Here is a 20,727-nt window from a genome sequence, read left to right on the forward strand (position 1 = left end):
TCAAAATCAATTGATTATTGAATATAAAATGCAACAACATCATGTTGTCATCTTATAGAACACTTTGTGCAGCATCCGTTCCGGCCCCGGATCGTTCTTTCGATCGCTGTTGTCTCCAAATTTTCTTGAATCACCTTTAATAAGGTTGAAATTCGGAGACAAAGGCGAGCGCTTCGCTTCTTCAGAATCGATTCCGTTTCCTTCACTATGTGCTTAAAACAAAAGTTTCGATCAAAATCTATTGATATAATAAATGAATTGATTTACAGCGTAATTGCTGTATCCAGTGCAACAACCATCATATCGTTGAACGTTTTTTGGCGTTCTTCGGCAGATGTCTCTTCCCCTGTCAGCAAGTGGTCACTTACCGTCAGGATCGTCAGTGCATTTACACCAAACTTCGCAGCGATGGTGTACAAAGCTGTTGTTTCCATTTCCACGCCCAGAACGCCATGCTGCATCAATTTCTCAGTCACGGAACGGTCATCACGATAGAAAGAATCGGAGCTGAATACGTTACCGACATGAATTTTCATGCCTTTGGCCGTTGCGCGGTCATAGGCTTCTTTCAACAGGGAGAACGTAGCGATTGGCGAGAAATCATATCCGCCAAATACGAGCTTGTTCATGCTTGAATCGGTACATGATGCTTGCGCAAGAATAACGTCACGAACACGTACATGCTCCTGCATTCCGCCGCAAGTACCTACACGAATCAAGTTTTTCACGCCATATTCGCTGATCAGTTCGTTGGCATAGATCGCGAATGAAGGAATCCCCATGCCGGAACCTTGCACCGAGATACGGTGTCCTTGATATGTACCCGTGAAGCCGAGCATTCCGCGAACCTCGTTGTAACATACAACATCTTCAAGGTACGTATCTGCAATAAACTTCGCCCGCAAAGGGTCTCCTGGCAAAAGAATCGTTTCTGCAATATCTCCAGGTTTTGCTCCAATATGTGTACTCATGGTTTCAATCTCCTCCAGTTATACATTTGGTTATCGTGCTTGACAGGCACCGGAGCAGCCACGGCCACTCCGACCTTCCCTGTCCAGTTTTCTGAAAAGAGTGCTGCATTTCCAAAGTTGCGTTATCTACCCAGAACCGAACCTATTTCAAATCTTTCAGGAAGCTGGTTCCGTATTCCGGCATTTTCACACCAAAGTTTTCGGCTACGGTTGCACCAAGATCCGCAAACGTGCTGCGCAGATCAAGCTGTTTGCCCTCTTTGAAGCGCGGAGAGTAGGCAAGCAGAGGTACATATTCGCGTGTATGGTCTGTACCACGGTAAGTTGGATCGTTACCATGGTCAGCTGTAATCAGCAGCAGATCATCATTCGTCATTTTCGCAAATATCTCCGGCAGACGTGCATCATAGTCTTCAAGCGCCTGAGCATAGCCTTGTGGATCACGACGGTGTCCGAACAAAGCATCAAAGTCAACCAGGTTCAGGAAGCTGATACCGGTGAACTCTTCGTCCATCGTTTCGGAGAGCTTGTCCATTCCGTCCATGTTGGAGACTGTTCGTACGGACTTGGTCACGCCTTCGCCATCATAGATGTCTGCGATTTTACCCAGAGCGATAACGTCAAACCCACCGTCTTTGAGTTCGTTCATTACAGTGCGACCAAATGGTTTAAGCGCATAGTCATGACGATTGGCAGTACGCTTCCAATCACCCGCTTCACCTACGAATGGACGTGCGATGATCCGGCCCAGCATGTAGGGATCTTCAAGTGTAATTTCGCGGCAGAACTCACAAATTTCGTATAGTTCTTTCAGTGGAACAACATCCTCATGCGCTGCAATTTGCAGAACCGAATCTGCGGATGTGTATACAATTAAGGCGCCAGTTTCAACATGCTCTGCACCCAGCTCATCCAGAATTTCCGTGCCGCTGGCCGGTTTGTTACCGATGACCTTACGACCCGTTTTCTCTTCAATTCGTTGGATCAGCTCATCGGGAAAACCATTCTCAAACACCCGGAAAGGTGTATCAATATAGAGACCCATTATTTCCCAGTGACCTGTCATGGTGTCTTTACCTCTGGATGCTTCCTGCATCTTGGTGTAATACGCTTTGGGTGCGTCCGCTACAGGAACACCCTCGATTTCCTTAATGTTGGACAGTCCGAGACTTGCCATGTGAGGCATGTTCAAACCTCCACGTTCACGAGCGATATGACCGAACGTATCGACATCGAAATCATCGAATTCCGCCGCATCCGGCGCTTCGCCAATTCCTACAGAATCCATAACGATCAAATGTACTCTTTTAAACGTTGACATGAATTAAGCACTCCTTCCAAATAATCCAGCTTACAAGAACAGTCCAGTAATGATCGCTGACAGCACGCTGACAAGCGATGCACCGTAAAGCAGCTTCAGACCGAAGCGGGCGACCACATTACCTTGCTTCTCATGGAGTCCCTTCACCGCACCAGCAATGATACCGATGGAGGAGAAGTTGGCGAACGACACGAGGAAGACGGATACGATACCCGTTGTTCTGGCAGACATTGCAGTCTCCTTCAAATTAAGCATAGCTACGAATTCGTTGGATACCATTTTGGTTGCCATAATACTTCCTGCCTGAATCGCTTCTTTCCATGGAACACCCATGATGAAGGCAAATGGTGCAAACACATAACCAAGTAGCTCTTGGAACGAAATGCCAAGCACCGAGCTGAAAATTCCGTTAACGAGCGCAATCAAGGCAACAAAACCGATTAACATCGCAGCTACGATGATAGCAACTTTGAATCCATCCAGGATGTACTCGCCAAGCATTTCGAAGAACGATTGTTTCTCTTCATCCTGCACTTCCAATATATCTTCTTCTTCCGTCACCCGATAAGGGTTAACGATCGAAGCAATGATAAAACCGCCAAACAGGTTCAGTACAAGAGCTGTAACCACATATTTCGGCTCGATCATGGTCATATAAGCACCAACAATGGACATCGAGACCGTGGACATCGCCGAGGCACACAAGGTGTACAGGCGATGTTTTGGCAACAACCCAATTTGTTTTTTCACAGAAATGAACACTTCAGATTGCCCCAATACAGCCGAAGCAACCGCGTTATATGATTCCAGTTTGCCCATTCCGTTGATTTTGCTTAATACCAGACCAATATATTTTATAACAAAAGGTAAGATTCGGATATACTGCAATATCCCAATGAGTGCCGAGATGACAACAATCGGCATCAATACGCTGAGGAAGAACGGTGCCCCCCCGCTCTCTGCACCTACGGTAGTCAAACCCCCAAATACAAATGCGATACCTTCATTCGCATAGTCGAGTAAACTTTTAAATACGGTCGCGAAACCGCCAATTAAAAAAGTACCCACTCCTGTATTCAACAGAGCATAAGCTAGTATAACTTGCAAAACAATCATGATAGCCAGTGGCCGGTAACGAATCTGCTTTTTGCCGTTGCTTGCGATATAAGCCAGTCCAAAAACAACGAGTAAGCCGATAATGGCAATTAGAAATTTCATGCTATCTCTCCTTTGAAGTTAGTGAAGCCGGATGTGAAATCAGCTCAAAGGTTTTTCATGTATTAAATGAAATGAACCTTTCAGAAAACAAGTAAAGCGCTTACAATAAATTCGGTTTGCATTAATTTTTCATGCTAAAAAAATGAAAAAGGCTCCTTCAGGCTTGAATCTTGTTCTCCACATTAAGAATTAACATGAAGAACAAGTCCATTCCCGCAAAGCAAAGCCTAGATGTTTTCTAACAAATCAGACTCCAACGACTTAGTAAGAAGATGTAGATTGTTCGCCTTGCATGATTTTCACACCAGAGCTGGCACCGATCCGTGATGCTCCTGCTTCAATCATCTTTTGCACATCTTCCAGACTGCGCACACCACCGGAAGCTTTAACACCCACATCTGGACCTACTGTGCGACGCATCAAAGCGATATCTTCTGGGGTTGCTCCACCCGTGGAGAAACCCGTGGATGTTTTGACATAATCAGTTCCAGCTTTCACTGCTAACTGACAAGCACGTACTTTCTCTTCATCCGTCAACAGACAAGCTTCAATAATGACTTTCACCAAAGCTTTACCCGCTGCCGCTTCAACAACAGCACGAATATCCTGTTCCACAACATCATCTTTGCCATCTTTCAAAGCACTGATGTTAATGACCATATCTACTTCAGTTGCACCTTTAGCGATCGCATCCTTGGTTTCGAAGGCTTTTGTCTCTGTTGTGGATGCTCCCAGAGGGAAACCGATAACGGTACAGATATCTACGCCAGTACCCTGCAATTGCTCAGCAGCATAAGCAACCCAGGCTGGGTTAACACATACGGAAGCAAACTGATATTGCTTCGCTTCTGCGGTTAACTTAGCCATTTCACTTAATGTTGCATCTGCACGAAGCAAGGTATGATCGATCATTTTCGCTAATTGAGGTGTAGTCAATTGAATCTCTCCCTTATCTGAACTAGTTATTTTCTATATCCCTACCCTAACATGAACATATGTAAAAATCAATATGAACTTTTGTTCAATGATGAATTCTTACATTATGTCATCATATCCCATGGACCATTTATGAATATGCATTAATTTACCTAAGTGAGTGAATTCATTACCATATAGCTTCTGCCTAAGAAAGCAAAACATCCGCCCATATTGCGTGGCAGATGTTGTCATGCATGGAATTATAATCGAAGCAAAGCCTGAGCTGTGTACTGATCGGTTACCAAAATATTGGCGTAATGGCCTTTGAGCGCTGCATGAATGGCTTCTATTTTACGCTGTCCTCCGGCCACAAGGATGGATTTCTCCTTATTTCGCAACTCTGCCAGATCAATTCCGACAGTCCTATTGTTAATTTCTTCACTGATCAGTTGGCCTTCGGCATCAAAAAAACGTGAGCAGATGTCACCTGCACCTGAATGCATCAGCAATTGTTGTTCCTCTTCATTGAAGTATCCCAGCCTGAACAGCAAGGCATCTTCCTTAACTGTACCCACTGTAAACAAGGCAATGTTAGCCTGTCTGCCCAATTCCACAATTCTTCCGATATGCCGGTCAGCTTCCACCATTTTTTTGACTTCAATGTTATCGAAGATCACGGGCAGAGGCAAATATCGGGGAACGGTGTGAAACGCTTCCGCAAACAAATGAACGATCTCAGCGGCATACGTATTCACATGGGAATGACTTACGCCTCCTTTTAATTGAACGACCTCGACCCCTTTGACCTGCTTTGGACGAAGCTGACGAGCCACGGCGTACATCGTTGTTCCCCAAGTAACACCAATGATGTCTGCATCTTGAACCGTATCCTGTAAATAGTCTGCTGCCCTTTTACTAATATGTTTCTGGATTTCTTCATCACTCTTCAGCGGGGCAAAACAAACGAGTGCCGTATCAAGATCATATTTGGCCTTAAGCTCTCCGGCGATAATGTCGATATCCTCCAGCGGGTCCATAATATCAATACGGACGTAACCATGATCCTTGGCATACTGAAGTAACCGCGATACGGTTGGACGTGATACGCCTAATCTAACTGCAATATCCTGCTGACTGTAATCGGACTGATAATACAATTTGGCTGCTTCAATGCTTAATCGTTGCTTTTCCATATCCATTCCCATATGCGCTCATCTCACTCATCCCTATTATCGTTTGAAATCACTATACCCTTCTCGCTTCATTACACGTATGACGATACTTATCCTGTTTATTATACACAATTTATTATTTACGGTAAGAATGCTTAGGTATAAAACGTTATAAACGATTACATACTACAGCGGTCGCCTTATAATGCAATCCATCTACGCAAAAACAACACAGAGAGGAAGTATTCCATGCCTACCTTATTGTATATTACTGCCCACCCTCATGATCATGAAACCTCTTTCAGTATGGCTGCAGGCAAAGCTTTCGTCGATGCATATCGTGACAGTCATCCATCGGATGAGGTTGTACACTTGGATCTGTATCGATCAGACATTCCTCATATTGATGCAGATGTATTCAGTGGATGGGGTAAACTGCAATCGGGCAGTGATCTAACCGCTGATGAACAGGCCAAAGTAAATCGTCTGAATGAACTCTCCGATCAATTTGCAGCAGCAGATAAATATGTTTTTGTGACACCGATGTGGAACTTCTCTTTTCCTCCGATCTTGAAAGCTTATATCGACTCCATCTGCGTAGCTGGCAAAACGTTCCGCTATACGGAACAAGGCCCTGTTGGATTACTTACGGGTAAAAAGGCATTGCATATTCAAGCTCGTGGAGGCATTTATTCCGAAGGTCCAGCCGCCGAGATGGAGTCCGGACATCGCTATCTGAGCATTATCATGTCCTTCCTAGGTATTCCAGAGCTAGATGGCATATTTGTTGAAGGGCACAATCAGTTCCGTGATCAAGCGGATCAGATTAAACAAAAAGCCATAGAACAGGCACGCACGTTAGCAAAGCAATTTTAATTGGACAGAAAAAGAATGAAGCCGATGGGTTAACCCGGAATGATAATGGGTTACCTATCGGCTTCTATTTATATTAATATAATCAATCATTAACTAAAAGGTGTTATTGCTGTCTAACGCTGGCACGGCTAATGGTTTCAAGTTTGCGTGTAATGGCATTACGGTCAATCTTCAAACCCCAGATTGCTTCGATAATCTTCTCTTTATCCTCAGATTGCTCTGCATTTTTCAGTTGCATTAACAAATCATGCATCTGTGCATTGATTCCCTCAAATTGACTCCATAGATCCTGCCTTACCTCTGTTGAATCCAGATGACGATTAGCTTCCACCTCTTCTTTCAGCGCTTGCAGAATGGCCTGTCTCCACTCCTCATCACCCAGCTGTTTCGCTATGTTCAGGAGATCCAGATAATCGTCAATAAGAAGTGAGTTCAATTCAGCATGTGTTTTCATCGTTTATTGCATCCCCTTTTCGTCTATTTACCAAGTATTATACTCGGTATTTCGGGATATGCAATACTTGTCGGAAAAAGTTGATTTATGCCACCACGTTAGGAGTTGAGTTGTTGCAGCAGCTGTACCCGGTAGGCTTCACTTTCAAGGGACTGAATTTCCTTGTATTCTTCGGCAGTGAGCACTTTGGGTTCCCCAGCTGCCTTTGCGATCATATAGACCTTGGCGCTTTCTTCCACCACCTGGGTACGGTAATAGGCTTCACGGAGGTTTTTGCCGGTAGTGACCAAGCCGTGATTGACGAGAATGAGTGCCGTATGTTCTTCAACCTTTGCTGCTACTGCATCGGCAAGAAGTTTCGTAGTCGGCAAGACGTATGGAACGAATCCGATATCGCCCACCAACGCCGACTGATCGGGGAACAAGTGTGGCAATTCATCGAAAACGAGACTGAGGGCAATGGTATACGCCGGGTGTGTATGCACAATGGCCTGAATATCAGGATTCACACGATAGCTGTACAGATGCATCAATACTTCGGAAGAAGGACGTGTCGATCCGACACGTGTCTCTCCTGTTGCAATATCAATCGCAATCCATTCGTCTGGCTCCAGATCCTCAAGTGCATAACCACTTGGTGACAACAGCATCGTCCCCTCGGAACGGGCGCTCAGATTCCCCCCTGGACCAACCACCAATCCTTGCGCAACTGCTCTGCGGGCATATTTCGTCAACTCTTCCCTTACTTGTTGTTCAGACATGATCTTCTCCACTCCTCAGACTTTGATATATTTCATAAGCTTCCTGCCACAGTTCTGTATCCGCAGGCTCATAGGTCTCGGGGGAAAAGGAAGAAGCCATGACCTCCTGAACCTCGGCTAAACTGCTCACTTCTCCATGTGCAAGGAATTGCAGCATGCAATTCCCGGCTGAAGTTGCCTCTGCCGGGCCTGCAACCACTGGGACACCGGCTGCATTCGCAGTAAATTGGCATAATAGCCGATTGTGTACGCCTCCACCTACCATATGAATCACACGAGGTCTTGCACCCGTGATCAACTTCAGTTCATCCAGCGTCTGTCTGAATTCCAACGCCAGACTCTCCAAAATACAGCGAACAAACGCTCCAGTCGTATCGGGTACAATCTGTCCGCTGGCACTGCACTGTTGCCGTATTCGTTCAGGCATGTTACCTGGCGCCAAATACACTGCATCTCCCGGAGATACGTAACATTGATGCGCCGTTGATGAAGCGGCCAGCTGAACCAGTTCCCCGTGTGAAAAAAGTTGATTCTCCCGCTCCCATTGCCGTTTGCATTCCTGCAACAGCCACAGGCCTGAACGATTTTTCTGGGTTCGGACTTTGCCACTTACCGTCCCTTCATTGGTAAATCCCAATTCACGGCTTCGGTCATCCAATACAGGTGTATCACGTTCCACACCCATAAGAGACCAGGTTCCACAGCTAATAAAAGCAACATTCGAATCCGTCGCAGGGATCGCCGCCAATGCAGATGCAGTATCATGTGAGCCCACAGAGATGACCTGCATCGGTTCAATCCTTAACTCGGCGCACAAATCATCGGTTATCCGCCCCAGCACGGTACCAGGCAGAACGAGACGCGGAAATAATGTTTCCGGTATACCGAGGCGCCCGATCAGGTGCTCATTCCAACGAGCCTTGCCTGCATGCAACAGTCCGCTGGTACTCGCAATCGTATATTCACAAGCCTGCTGACCTGATAGATAATAGTGAAATAAATCCGGCATAAATAACATGCGCAGATCCGGACGCAAACCTTCGGAGTGCGCTCGTACACTCCCCAGCAGTTGAAATACCGTATTGATTTGCTGAGGTAGAACACCGGATATGGTATATAGTTCTTCTTCATTCACAATGTGCAGAACTTCTTCCATCCACTGCGCATTTAGTGCTTCCCGATAATGGCGCGGGTTGGAGTACAATCTTCCCGCACCATCTACCAGCCCATAATCCACTCCCCACGTATCCACCGCTATGGAACGAATCGGATGAGAGATGCTTTGGGTTCCTTTCACAATCCCTTGTTTTAATTCGTGAAAAAGACGCAGGAAATCCCAGTACAATCCATCTCCCAGCTGCACGGGTTCGTTGCTGAATCGGTGTACTTCTTGTAACGAGAGTCTGCTTCCATCAAAAGCTCCCCGGACTACCCGGCCACTTCCAGCGCCGTAATCGGCAGCAAGCACATATGTTGCCTGATTGCCCATCTCTCATGCCTCCTTTGCTCTATTTGATAAGCCGTATTCAAGTTCTGAACACAGCTTTCAAGAGAACGCCATGCTACTTTTAATTTCTATAAGGAACATGGCGTATGACAGGAATGGAGATTTGCTTTAACGATACAACGGGCCAAATACGCTGCAAGCACGGTAGTCCGCACTTTCCGGCTCACTCGTTCCGAATAACCCCCACGCACGCGGACGGAAAATCTCGGATTCAGGTACATTATGCATATTTACCGGAATGCGAAGCATGGAAGCGAGTGTAATCAGATCTGCACCGATGTGTCCATAGGAGATCGACCCATGGTTCGCACCCCATTGATTCATCACTTCATAGACCGAAGTAAACGCTCCGGTTCCTGTCAGAACAGGTGCAAACCAGGTCGATGGCCACGTTGGATCTGTCCGCTGATCCAGCGTATCATGTACATCTTCAGGCAGATCGACCGTGTATCCCTGAGCGATTTGCAGCACAGGCCCCAGTCCTTTGACCAGATTCAGACGTGTCATCGTTACAGGCATGCCGCCTTTGGTCAGGAAATCAGCTGAATAACCGCCGCCTCGGAAATATTCTACGGATGCCGGTCTCCAGGATGTAGCTTGCAAGCAGTCCTGAACTTCCTCATCAGTAATCTCCCAGAAAGGCTTGAGTACAGGCTTACCATCTCTGGACTGTTGTCCGGTGCCATCCAATGCTGCGGAACCCGAGTTGATTAGATGCAGAATGCCATCCTTCGCGTTTCCTTCCAATGTATGCCCTGTAACACGCTGTACTGAATCTGGACTCCAATACGTACGCACATCGGCAAAGATCTGCGCCGTATGTGTCAGCAGCGAACCGAATAGCATCGATACCCCATTCAGGCTATCATTCTCCGTTGCTACCAGATAAGGCGAGCGTTTACCGTTCCAGTCAAAGGATGAATTCAGTATCGACTCCAGAAAATCTCCGTTAGGGGAATGATCCGTCCACTGTCGTTGTCCCTGAAAGCCGGATACAATCGCGTGGTGGCCCATCGATTCCTCCGTATAACCAAGCTCTGCCAATCTTGGATTGCCTGCCATCAAATCACGCACGATTTGGGTCATCTTCACAACGGTTTCCCATTCGTACTCTTTGCGTTTGCGATCTGTCTGTAGGAGGGCTGCGTTGTTGTCCGGACCTTCGCTACAGTTCTCCTTCACCCAGGCCAGCGCGAGCTTATACTCCTCGGGATCATAGATTTCTTCTTCAATACGGCGAGTCAGTTCGCTCATATCCACATATTCGTTCCGCATGCCCAGATACTCCTGGAAAAATGAATCGTTCACAATCGATCCCGCAATTCCCATGGATACCGAGCCAATCGACAGATATGCTCTTCCTTTCAAGGTAGCGGCTGCAAGACCTGCACGGCTGAACCGGAGCAATTTCTCACGTACATCATCGGGAATCGTTGTATCTCCTCCGTCCTGAACATCCTCTCCATAGATCCCAAAAGCAGGTATCCCCTTCTGAGCATGGGCAGAGAGTACCGCTGCCAGATATACTGCACCCGGACGTTCAGTCCCGTTAAAACCCCAGATGGCTGTAGGAATGGCTGGCGACATATCCATCGTTTCCGTCCCATAACACCAGCACGGTGTCACAGTGATCGTCACGCCCACGTTGGATCGACTGAAGAGTTCTGCCGCCGCTGCTGCTTCGGCCACGCCGCCAATACAGGACTCAGCCACGACACATTCTACCGGTGAACCGTCGGGATAGCGAAGTTCTGCCACTAACAGCTCTGCAACCGAAGTTGCCATTCGCATCGTCTGTTCTTCCAGAGACTCCCGAACGCCCTTGCGTCTTCCGTCAATCGTGGGACGAATACCAATCTTGGGGAAAGCCTGTTTATAACGGTAATCCTGATGTGTCATACTTAAACGTCCTCCTTCAATAATTTCATAGAATAGGTACGAATGATTGTGACTTATCCGTGCGCAGCTTGACTGGTCCGATGATAGCACCGTTTACCGATACCCGGTGGAAGCAATGTCAATTCCATGCCAAAAGTCATTCTCTCTTTCATATTGAATGCGTTTACAAATAAATAAAATCCATAAACCGCTCTATTGATCTGGCTTCAGGTTGCTGTCCTTTGAATGAAGAATGCTAGAAGCGATATGAGCAAAAAAATGAGCGGTCCTTTAGAAAAATCACCTTTTTTATTCAATAGGGTTATCGGTAACCCTAACATAGCATGAGCCTATCTTGCTGTCAATCGGCATTATCCTATAGAATAGGAAGACTATGTTGCGGAAAGGTTCGATTCCATTGATCACCATTTATGATATTGCCAAAAAAGCCAACGTCTCCGCCATGACCGTCTCCAAAGTCATTAATCATACCGGGCGCATTAGCCCTGCTACACGAGAACGTGTACAACAGGTCATTGAAGAATTGGGATACATTCCGAACTCGAATGCACGCAGTCTTGTGCTTCAACGCACCCAGATGCTCTCCCTGCTGATTACCGATATTACCAATCCCTTCTATACCACCCTGGCCCGTGGTGCCGAAGATGCAGCCAATCTTCGCGGATACCGGCTGTTGTTCGCTAACAGCGATGAAGACTACAACAAGGAAAAAGATTATGTGGATACGATTCTGTCTACACGCGTGGATGGTGTGCTGTTTGCACCTGCGGGGGATCGTTCAATCCCTCACCTGAATCAATTGCATGGACGTAATATACCCTTTGTCATTTTGGATCGGACCGTACCTGGTATCACTTCCGATGTGATTGCCGGAGACAGTCGGGAAGGTGCGCTTCAACTAATTCGATACCTGACAGATTTGGGGCATCGCCGCATTGCGCTGGTCAACGGTTCTTCCGAGGTTTCGACGGCCAGGCTGCGGGAAGAAGGTTACATACAGGGATTGCAGGAAGCCGGTCTTCCTGTCGATTCGGCTCTCATTCTTCGAACCGGTTACCGCGATTTCAGCGATGAAGAGGGTATCGACCGACTGCTAGCACAGCAGAACAAACCTACAGCCATTTTTGCAGCAAATAACATGCTCGCCATAGGTGTCATTCGACTTTTGCGTAAACGGGGACTGTGTGTGCCTGACGATATCTCTGTCGTCTGTTTTGATGATCTGGATCTGGCTTCCGCCTTTGATCCCTTCCTCACCGTTGCTGCACAACCCGCATACGACTTCGGGGCCATTGGCATGCAGATGTTGATTGACCGCATTGAAGGCAAGGCTCCGCCGGAGCCCCAAACGGTCATTATGCCATCCGAACTGCGCATACGTGCCTCAGCCTCTGCTCCTTCTGGACAAACTGAATACCTGGATTGAATCAGGTCGAATTTGAGAACCTTTCTTTGGTAAAAGAGAACCACAAACAGGACGCATCGGAGATTTCTCTCTGACTGCATCCTGTTTGTCTATCGTGGATATGCCAGACATTGATTCGAATCAGCCCTCGGACTGAAGCGCGAGAGCCACTTCACGAACCAGACCCGGGAACCAGTCCATCAAAGCTTCAAATGTATACCCGGCCTGCTCTGCCTTGGACGTATCCATCGTCCACGACTCCGAGATGCCAAAAGGCGACATATCTTCCTTCATTGTTTCGGACAATACCTGTGACTGCATGCCTGTTACCGTTTCGATCAGTTTCATCATGGCGGATAGCGTAATTGTACCTTTGGAAGCCGCATTCACTGGTCCAGTGACAGAGGAATGCCCAAGCCAGGCGAGAAATCTCGCAGCTTCGGTGGAATTGATGAATCCAATCTCGGCATCCGGATTCGGCATGCCAATGGGTTTTCCTTTTTGTACATGCTCGATATGAAAATGAAGTCTTCGTGTATAATCATCGATTCCGAGTACAATCGGAATGCGCATCGCCGCCACCGGGAAATCCGCTTCCTGGAAAAATACAGCTTCAGCAAGCCGTTTACCTTCTCCATAAGAGAAATCCTCATGGCTCCCATATTGCAATGGATATGTATACGGGTCATAATCCCCTTCTGAAAATCCGGGCTTGGGATCACCATACACAGAGAGTGTTGATGTCAAAATATATCTTTGGGTGCGCCCAGCAAAGGCTTCACATGCCGACTTCGCCGCATCCGGCGAGTAACAAATGTTATCATAGACGATATCCCACATGTCCGTTTGCGCAACCTCAGCCAGAGATTCCGGATCTTCGCGATCCATTTTGATCCGATTCACCTCAGGTCCGAAGTCCACGTCTGTTTTGCCGCGGGTAGCAACCGTAATCTGTGATTTTCCTTCCCACAGCAAGTGATCAACCAGACGTTTTCCGAAGAAGCGCGTCCCGCCAAGTATAAGTACCTTTTTCATTCGATAACCCTCCTACCCCGTTCTGGTGTACGATTTTAAATATATTAACCTTCATCATGAAGAATGGACTGTTTTGTCCTGAATTAATCGTTAGGAAAAACAAGACCAATCTGCTGCCGGATCTGATCCATTACCTGCATAGTGACATACGAGCGCTCATGCGTGTTCATGTCCGATTCCTTTTTGCCCTGCTGAACCAAATTCACGAACTCTTCTACTTCATAGTACATCGCCGGATGAATCTGTTCTGCCGTCAGTTGCTCCACCGTACCGTCATTATATCGAATCTCCGCATGTTCAGGAGAGCCTATCTTATCAATGATGATACTGCCCCGTTCCCCCATAATTTCACTTGGCACATGAGAATTGGAGATTTTGGAGTACGTAACTATCGCATCCATCTCATCATATTCCAGTATAACGCTGCCTTGACCATCCACTCCCGATTTTAGCATCATCGCCTGGGATTGGACTTTATTCGGTGCACCGAACAGCGTAATCAGCGGATAGAGACAATATACACCGAGATCCATCAACGCGCCATTGGCGAGTTCAGGCTTGAACGCATTGAGGATTATCCCCTCCTTATACTTGTCGTATCGCGAGGAATACTGGGAGTAACCTGCTATATATTTGCGGACCGGACCAATTTTATGCAGGTTGGATTGCACTAATTTGAATTGGGGAACAAGGGTCGACTTCATCGCTTCCATGAGCAAAACTTGATTTTCACGGGCTGTATCCACCATACGCTGGACTTCCGCGCTATTCGCAGCCAAAGGCTTCTCGCATAATACATGTTTACCGTTTCTCAGAAATAGCTCCGCCTGCTCCGCATGAACCGTATTCGGTGTCGCAATATATACAGCATCAATTCCATCACTTGCCGCCATCTCTTCAAGATTAGTGAACCGATGTGCAGCATGATATTTATCAGCAAATGCATTAGCTTTATCTTCTGTTCTTGAGTAAACTGCCGTCAATTCGAATCCTTCTACCTGTGCAGCGGCTTCAAGGAGCCTTTCTGTAATCCAGTTGGTACCTACCACGCCGAAACGAACCATTCTTACCTACCTCTTTCGTTATCTGATGTCATAACCCGTTTACTTGTCCTGTATATTGTAGCCTATATTTCATTCAGAATGAAGGGAGTGTGTTTTCCTATCCTATTGATATCTTGCTTTTTCAATGGGTAACTCGTTGATCCGTATGGGATGCGGGGTATAATAAGAATGGAGGTGATCCTATGGTTAGTCATACAAAGCATATATTAAATTCACTTTCTATAGATGAAAAGTACTGGAAAGCCATCATCGAAAATGATGTCTCTTATGACGGAATATTCTATTATGGCGTCAAGACGACAGGCATTTTTTGCCGGCCTTCCTGTAAGTCAAAAGCACCCAATGTGGAGAATGTGTTCATATTTTCCGATGTCGAAGAAGCGTTAACACGGGAGTTCAGACCATGCAAACGGTGCAAACCAACAGGTCAACGGGTCCCGGATCAGGAATGGATATCGGTCGTAACCAACTATATCGAGCATCATTATGGGGAACCTCTTACTTTGGATCTGCTTGCGAGTGTAAGTCACGGAAGTCCCTATCATCTGCATCGGGTATTCAAACGGATAACGGGCATGACCCCGGTTCAATATATTCAGGACAAACGCATAACTGAGGCGAAGAGGTTACTGACTGGCACGCAGCTCCACATCGCTGAGGTTGGCCGCCATGTGGGTATATCCAACCCGGCTTATTTTATTTCTGTATTTCGCAAAACCACGGGACGCACACCTGCAATTTACCGTGAGCAGAAGAAAGGCAAATTATGAAAACCAATCTCCTATATAAAGTACCCAAAACGTTGCTGAATAAAGGGACGGGGTTCCTGAAAGGGTATTCGCACACACTAAATCCCTACACAGGATGCTCTTTCGGATGTTCTTACTGTTACGTAAGACAAATGCCCGTATCTCTATTTCGTAAAGAACCCTGGGGGAGCTGGGTTGATATTAAACAGGAAGCGGCCACAGTGCTTGCCAAGGAGTTGCAGCGTGCACAAGCCAAAGGCAAAGTCACCATCTTTATGTCGTCGAGCACAGACCCCTATCAACCAGTCGAGTATAAAGAGCAAATTACACGTTCTTTACTTGAAATCATGATTGAACATACACCAGATTTTATATTAGTTCAGACCCGAAGTCCCCTGGTAACCCGTGATATCGACCTGTTGCAGCAGTTAGGTGACCGAGTACGTGTCAGCATGACTGTGGAAACAGACCTGGACGAAATGCGCAAGCATTTCAGCCCTTCAGCTCCGCCAATTGCCGGCAGATTGCGTGCACTGGAACAATTGCGGGATGCCGGAATCCCCACACAGGTAGCCATTGCACCTGTGTTACCTAGTAGCGATAACTTTGCAGCCATCCTGAGACCGCTTGTCGAGAGGGTATGTATTGACGACTACTTTATGGGAGATGGCAGTGAGGGCAAGCGAACGCGAAGACTTGGTATGGAATCGTTTTACCAGCAAGTGGGTGAGGAAGATTGGTACAGACCGGAGGCTTACAACATTGTAGTCCAACGAATGAAGGAGCATTTTGCGGAGAATGAGATCTGGATCAGTCAGGCCGGTTTCGAACCGTGATCATGCTTGGATATAAAAAAACAGCCCTGCTTCCCTCATATCGGGAGTCAGGGCTATAGTTGGTATACAGACTGTATTGTTCGATTATTGATCCAATGTGTACAATGGCAGATCTGCCGGCAGGGCAGCCGGGCGCTGACATGTACTCTTCATTTTATAGAACACTTGTTCATCTGAAGAATCATGGAACGCCCACATGGCTTCAAGCACATGGTAGGCCAGTTCTCCACTCGCCCGGTGTGCACGCCCACTGCTCGCAGCATATGCCATATCGGCTACACCGATTCCACGTGTATTCTCCTGATATCCGGGAAGCAGAGGCACTTCCGTCCACTCCCGCTCACCCATCAATTGGTATCGAACCGGGCCGCCAAAGGTGTTGGGATCTGGCACTTGCAAAGTGCCATGTGTGCCATATATCTCAATTGGTGGCAGTGTACTTCCGCCAAAAATGTCAAAGCTGGTAATCAGCGTACCAATGGCACCCTGTTCGAACTGCAACAATCCCGCCACATGCGTCGGAATTTCGACCGGGATGGTCTGGCCTCTTTTTTTCTCACTGGTAATGGTGCGCTCTTCCATCGCTTTCCCCGTCATGCCTGCAATCGCCTGAATCGGTCCCAACAGTTGTACCAACGCAGTGAGGTAGTAAGGACCCATATCAAACATCGGCCCACCGCCAGCAGCATAATAAAATTCTGGATCGGGATGCCAGTGTTCATGCCCGCGAGCCATCATAAATGCAGTTGCCGCCACGGGTTTGCCAATGACACCATCCTCCACCAGCTTAAGTGCAGTCTGGATGCCAGAGCCGAAGAACGTCTCTGGGGCACAGCCTACGAGCAGACCTTTACGCTTCGCCATTTCAAGCACGGCCTGCCCTTCTTCCCGCGTAACGGCAAGTGGTTTTTCCACATAAACATGTTTACCTGCTTCAAGTGCCCGCAGACACACATCTGCATGAACGGCAGGAATCGTCAGATTGATAATCAGATCGATCTCGGGATTCGCCAACATTTCATCTACCGTATATACGTTTGGCACGTTATAGGCAGCAGCCTGCTCCTCGGCCCGTTTCCGGTCCAGATCCGCAACCGCAACCAGATCGAGCACCTCGAATCGGTGACAGTTTTCCATATAAATACCGCTGATTTTACCACAGCCAATAATACCAACTTTCATTGTTTTCATGCCGGGACTCCCTTCGTAATTCCCACTTCATCATGCGATGCGGAACAACATTCTGCTCGCTGTAATGTGGGTAAATATATCATCTGAACAGATGAGAATGTATTAGTGACTTTGGTTATCGGCCATGCCCGTATATACCTCGGCGGCTGCATCCGTACGAGTCTTTGCAAGTGCTTTTCCTGCGGCAGTCCATTTGAAACCACTGCGCATCATTTCCGTCACTTGTTTCATCTCCACGATATCTGCATGGTGTCCGAGCGAGTTGTAGAATACACGGCCTGCACCCCAGCGTTTGGTCCATACGACAGGCATATCCACTGGGCCATTCGCCGCATGAGGCCCGTTAACGATTGGGAAGCGTGTTGTGGCCAACACTTCTACAGCAGGGTCAACATGCAAGTAGTACTGTTCACTTTTCACCTGGAAATCTTCAATATGATCCAAGAGCGGACTGGAGCCACGCTTCATGTTCACCGTATACTCCACGCCGTCGTTCCCCGGATGCGCAACCCACTGTCCACCCGTCATGAACTGCCAGTCAACGTTGTTGCGAAACGCATCGCACATTCCGCCATGAATCCCCGCCAGACCTACTCCGCTCTGAACAGCAGCAGATACGTTATTGACCAGCTCCTGTTCAATCTGTCCCATCGTCCACAGCGGAACGATCAGATCCAGACCCAGCAGTTTCTCGGCATCCGCATAAGCATTCAGTGTGTCCGAGACTTCAACCTCGAATTGTTCTTCCTTCAAAATGCGTTCAAAAATCCCAGCTACCTGCTCCGGCTCATGTCCATCCCAACCGCCCCATACGATTAGTGCTTTGCTCATCACCTATCACTCGCTTTCTCAAGTTACGTATTGTCATGCTCTCTAACCTTTTGCCGACTCCAAACCTCTCAGCGGCCAATATCCAGTTCGAGTACATTTCATTTCATTTCATATAAGTGCCATTCAAATTTCAAATGAGAACAAGTGCTATCAAGATGTAACTGTTCACTTTCCCAGCAATTGAACAGTTACATCTCTTCAAGTGAAACCCAGCGCCGCTCTGTAACGGAACGTTCCACTGCTTCAAGTACCGCTTGACAGGCAACACCATCATGGAAACTTGGCTCAGGCTGACGGCCTTCAGAGATTGCGGTCACCAGCTCCAGCATTTCATGCGTGAACGTATGCTCGAATCCAATCGTGTGTCCCGCAGGCCACCAGGCTTCGGCATATTTGTGCGCTGGATCGGTAGCCAGAACACGGCGGAAGCCCTGCACATCTTCTTCATCCTTCGTAAAATACACTTCCAGTTCATTCATCCGTTCAAAATCAAATCGGACGCTGCCCAGACTGCCGTTGATCTCAAAGGAGTTCGTACTGCGGTGACCCGCTGCAAAACGTGTTGCCTCAAAGCTGCCGAGCGCCCCATCAGCGAATCGTGCCAGGAACAATGTGGCATCATCTACCGTCACTTCACCCATAGGTGCATCTGCACTTGAACTGCCTTTTGCACTAAGTCCGGTCATTTCCGATGCAAGCGGGCGTTCTTTGATGAACGTCTCACTCATACCGATCACTTCCTTGAATTCGCCTACCAGAAAACGTGCCAGATCGATCAGGTGTGCGCCAAGGTCGCCATGCGAGCCAGAACCTGCTACTTCTTTTTGCAAGCGCCATACCAGCGGGAACGAAGGGTCCATAATCCAATCCTGAAGGAAAAACGCGCGGAAATGATAGATTTTACCCAATCGCCCGCTCTCCACCAGTTCCTTTGCCAGCTGTACCGCCGGGGAGAAACGATAGTTGAACCCGACCATATGGGCAACGCCCGCTTCTTCCGCAGCCTGAAGCATTTCCCGCGAATCAGCGAGTGACAGTGCCAGCGGTTTTTCACAGAACAGATGTTTACCCTGACGCGCGGCTTCCAGTGCAATTTCCTTATGGGCATCACTTGGTGCGTTGATATCAATCAGATCGATGTCATCACGACGCACCAATTCACGCCAGTCTGTTACACTTTCTGACCAGCCGAACTGGCTAGCGGCTTCCTGAACTCCCTGTTCATTACGTCCACAGATCACTGACATCTCAGGCTGCAAAGGCGCTGACGGGAAAAACATGGGCAGACTGCGATAAGCGTTGCTATGGGCCTTCCCCATAAATTTGTATCCAACCATTCCGACACGAAGACGATTTGACATGGTCATTTCCTCCTTTGGAATATAAGTTACTTCATACTAATGACGGAGCGAAGAAGCCCGGATAACTAGCTCCGTGGGCAACAATTGCCTTACCGATGTTTCTGAGGTGTGCCCTGACTCCCCGGGTGGAGGGGTTATGCCCAATGAACCATGGATCAGCTTGGATGCGGCCAGTTCCCCCATTTCATAAAAAGGGACCCTGACACTGCTCAGTGGCGGAACCGCCATCTCGGCGGCATCGGAGTCATCGTAACCCACAAAAGCCGGGAAATCCTGGACGCTGATCCCACGTTCACGCAAACCCTGCATGACGCCGATCGCCATCCGGTCATTTGCCGCAAAGACGGCATCTATTTCGCCAAGCCGGGCTGCAATGATGCCAGCTGCCTCCATTCCGCTTCGTCGACTATAATTCCCCTCCAACACCAGGCTGGGCTGTGTACTCATCCCGGCTTCTTTCAATCCAATCTGAACGCCCTGAAGCCGCTCCTGGCTGTTGGAGTAACTATCCGGGCCATTGAGAAACGCAATATTCCGGTACCCCTGTTCCGTAAGGTGATGTATGGCAAGCCTGCTGCCCTCCACATGATCGGCATCCACTTCCATGAAGGATTCTCCTGCAAAATGCTGGTTCATCACACAGTAGGGGTGCCCTTCCTGATGAAGCTGCTGTATAGCCGCCCGTTCTCCGTCATCTTCTCTGGCTCCCAGGATGATGCATGCATCCACTTTCTGGCGCCGGAACAGATCCGTATAACTCATCACTTCACCGGGTGTCCTGAACATGACCAGCAGATCCATACCGCTATCTCTGGCTTTGTTCCCAATGCCGCTTAGCATTTCCGAGAAGAAATATGCAGAGAACAAATGCGCCTTCGGCACATAGGGTAGGACAACACCCATATTTCCGCTTTTGCTTCTCGCAAAGCTGCGGGCCAGCGCGCTGGGCACGTAACCTAGCTGCTCGGAAGCCTCAATTACCTTGCGTCGGGTCTCCTCTTTAATAGGACCAACACCATTAAGCACGCGGGATACTGTAGCCTCAGAAACACCTGCCAGATCGGCTACTTCTTTACGCGATGCCATAGGTCCCCCTCCTTCACGTTACCTGTAAATATTGAAAATTAGATACAAATGTTTAAAAAATAATATTTATGT

At 47.8% G+C, this 20,727-nt stretch carries 19 protein-coding genes; 4 read left to right on the plus strand and 15 right to left on the minus strand.

All coding sequences use genetic code 11. From position 1 onward, the window contains the following. Positions 1–263: 263 nt before the first annotated feature. The 5 genes from deoD to ACR32F_RS17370 all read right to left on the minus strand — a co-directional run bounded on the left by deoD (position 264) and on the right by ACR32F_RS17370 (position 5,627). Positions 264–971: a purine-nucleoside phosphorylase gene (gene deoD / locus ACR32F_RS17350; protein ID WP_440109084.1), complete on the minus strand. Its 708-nt coding sequence runs from the start codon at positions 969–971 to the stop codon at positions 264–266. 142 nt (positions 972–1,113) lie between these two features. Continuing rightward, positions 1,114–2,292 (minus strand): phosphopentomutase, encoded by a 1,179-nt coding sequence (gene deoB, locus ACR32F_RS17355; protein ID WP_440109086.1) that lies wholly within the window; start codon positions 2,290–2,292, stop codon positions 1,114–1,116. Positions 2,293–2,322: 30 nt separating this feature from the next. Beyond that, positions 2,323–3,510, minus strand: a complete 1,188-nt coding sequence (locus ACR32F_RS17360; RefSeq protein ID WP_440109088.1) for a NupC/NupG family nucleoside CNT transporter — start codon at positions 3,508–3,510, stop codon at positions 2,323–2,325. Positions 3,511–3,771: 261 nt separating this feature from the next. Beyond that, on the minus strand, positions 3,772–4,422 hold the full coding sequence (gene deoC, locus ACR32F_RS17365) for a deoxyribose-phosphate aldolase (RefSeq protein WP_440119923.1): 651 nt from the start codon (positions 4,420–4,422) through the stop codon (positions 3,772–3,774). A gap of 266 nt (positions 4,423–4,688) precedes the next feature. Continuing rightward, positions 4,689–5,627: a sugar-binding transcriptional regulator gene (locus ACR32F_RS17370; protein ID WP_440109090.1), complete on the minus strand. Its 939-nt coding sequence runs from the start codon at positions 5,625–5,627 to the stop codon at positions 4,689–4,691. A 222-nt stretch (positions 5,628–5,849) separates the two neighbouring features. On the opposite strand from ACR32F_RS17370, the gene ACR32F_RS17375 reads away from it, so the two are divergent. Then, positions 5,850–6,476, plus strand: coding sequence for an FMN-dependent NADH-azoreductase (locus ACR32F_RS17375; RefSeq protein ID WP_440109092.1), 627 nt, complete (start codon positions 5,850–5,852; stop codon positions 6,474–6,476). 103 nt (positions 6,477–6,579) lie between these two features. Here ACR32F_RS17375 and ACR32F_RS17380 read toward each other — a convergent pair whose 3' ends face one another. From ACR32F_RS17380 to ACR32F_RS17395, 4 genes are all read right to left on the minus strand, one after another. Beyond that, positions 6,580–6,930 (minus strand): hypothetical protein, encoded by a 351-nt coding sequence (locus tag ACR32F_RS17380; protein WP_440109094.1) that lies wholly within the window; start codon positions 6,928–6,930, stop codon positions 6,580–6,582. 98 nt (positions 6,931–7,028) lie between these two features. Beyond that, positions 7,029–7,691 carry a class II aldolase/adducin family protein gene (locus ACR32F_RS17385; RefSeq protein WP_440109096.1) on the minus strand — a complete coding sequence of 221 codons (663 nt, stop codon included), beginning with the start codon at positions 7,689–7,691 and terminating at the stop codon, positions 7,029–7,031. Continuing rightward, positions 7,684–9,180, minus strand: a complete 1,497-nt coding sequence (locus tag ACR32F_RS17390; RefSeq protein WP_440109098.1) for a rhamnulokinase — start codon at positions 9,178–9,180, stop codon at positions 7,684–7,686. The genes ACR32F_RS17385 and ACR32F_RS17390 overlap by 8 nt, the downstream gene beginning before the upstream one ends. 126 nt (positions 9,181–9,306) lie before the next feature. Then, a complete protein-coding gene (locus ACR32F_RS17395) occupies positions 9,307–11,097 on the minus strand; it encodes an L-fucose isomerase (protein WP_440109100.1) in 1,791 nt (596 codons plus the stop codon). Positions 11,098–11,494: 397 nt separating this feature from the next. Between ACR32F_RS17395 and ACR32F_RS17400 the strand changes: the two genes are divergently transcribed. Next, the gene (locus ACR32F_RS17400) at positions 11,495–12,523 is read left to right on the plus strand and encodes a LacI family DNA-binding transcriptional regulator (RefSeq protein ID WP_440119925.1); all 1,029 of its coding nucleotides are present in this window, start codon (positions 11,495–11,497) and stop codon (positions 12,521–12,523) included. A 120-nt stretch (positions 12,524–12,643) separates the two neighbouring features. On the opposite strand, the gene ACR32F_RS17405 is transcribed toward ACR32F_RS17400, so the two are convergent. After that, positions 12,644–13,537 carry an NAD-dependent epimerase/dehydratase family protein gene (locus ACR32F_RS17405; RefSeq protein WP_440109102.1) on the minus strand — a complete coding sequence of 298 codons (894 nt, stop codon included), beginning with the start codon at positions 13,535–13,537 and terminating at the stop codon, positions 12,644–12,646. 83 nt (positions 13,538–13,620) lie between these two features. After that, positions 13,621–14,601, minus strand: coding sequence for a Gfo/Idh/MocA family protein (locus tag ACR32F_RS17410; RefSeq protein ID WP_440109104.1), 981 nt, complete (start codon positions 14,599–14,601; stop codon positions 13,621–13,623). A gap of 182 nt (positions 14,602–14,783) precedes the next feature. Here ACR32F_RS17410 and ACR32F_RS17415 point away from each other — a divergent pair, with 182 nt between their 5' ends. Together ACR32F_RS17415 and ACR32F_RS17420 are read left to right on the plus strand one after the other, a co-directional pair. Further along, entirely contained in the window at positions 14,784–15,371 is a 588-nt protein-coding gene (locus ACR32F_RS17415; protein ID WP_440109106.1) for a bifunctional transcriptional activator/DNA repair enzyme AdaA, read from the plus strand. Next, positions 15,368–16,186, plus strand: coding sequence for an SPL family radical SAM protein (locus ACR32F_RS17420; RefSeq protein WP_440109108.1), 819 nt, complete (start codon positions 15,368–15,370; stop codon positions 16,184–16,186). Before ACR32F_RS17415 ends, ACR32F_RS17420 begins: the two co-directional genes overlap by 4 nt. Before the next feature lie 84 nt (positions 16,187–16,270). Here ACR32F_RS17420 and ACR32F_RS17425 read toward each other — a convergent pair whose 3' ends face one another. From ACR32F_RS17425 to ACR32F_RS17440, 4 genes are all read right to left on the minus strand, one after another. Further along, entirely contained in the window at positions 16,271–17,377 is a 1,107-nt protein-coding gene (locus ACR32F_RS17425) for a Gfo/Idh/MocA family protein (RefSeq protein WP_440109110.1), read from the minus strand. Between the two features lie 102 nt (positions 17,378–17,479). Next, the gene (locus ACR32F_RS17430) at positions 17,480–18,208 is read right to left on the minus strand and encodes a ThuA domain-containing protein (RefSeq protein WP_440109112.1); all 729 of its coding nucleotides are present in this window, start codon (positions 18,206–18,208) and stop codon (positions 17,480–17,482) included. 188 nt (positions 18,209–18,396) lie between these two features. Further along, positions 18,397–19,569 carry a Gfo/Idh/MocA family protein gene (locus tag ACR32F_RS17435; RefSeq protein WP_440109114.1) on the minus strand — a complete coding sequence of 391 codons (1,173 nt, stop codon included), beginning with the start codon at positions 19,567–19,569 and terminating at the stop codon, positions 18,397–18,399. 36 nt (positions 19,570–19,605) lie between these two features. Continuing rightward, positions 19,606–20,655, minus strand: a complete 1,050-nt coding sequence (locus ACR32F_RS17440; RefSeq protein ID WP_440109116.1) for a LacI family DNA-binding transcriptional regulator — start codon at positions 20,653–20,655, stop codon at positions 19,606–19,608. Between the last annotated feature and the right edge of the window lie 72 nt (positions 20,656–20,727).

The sequence above is a fragment of the Paenibacillus hebaui genome, from assembly GCF_051934385.1.
Taxonomy (GTDB): domain Bacteria; phylum Bacillota; class Bacilli; order Paenibacillales; family Paenibacillaceae; genus Paenibacillus.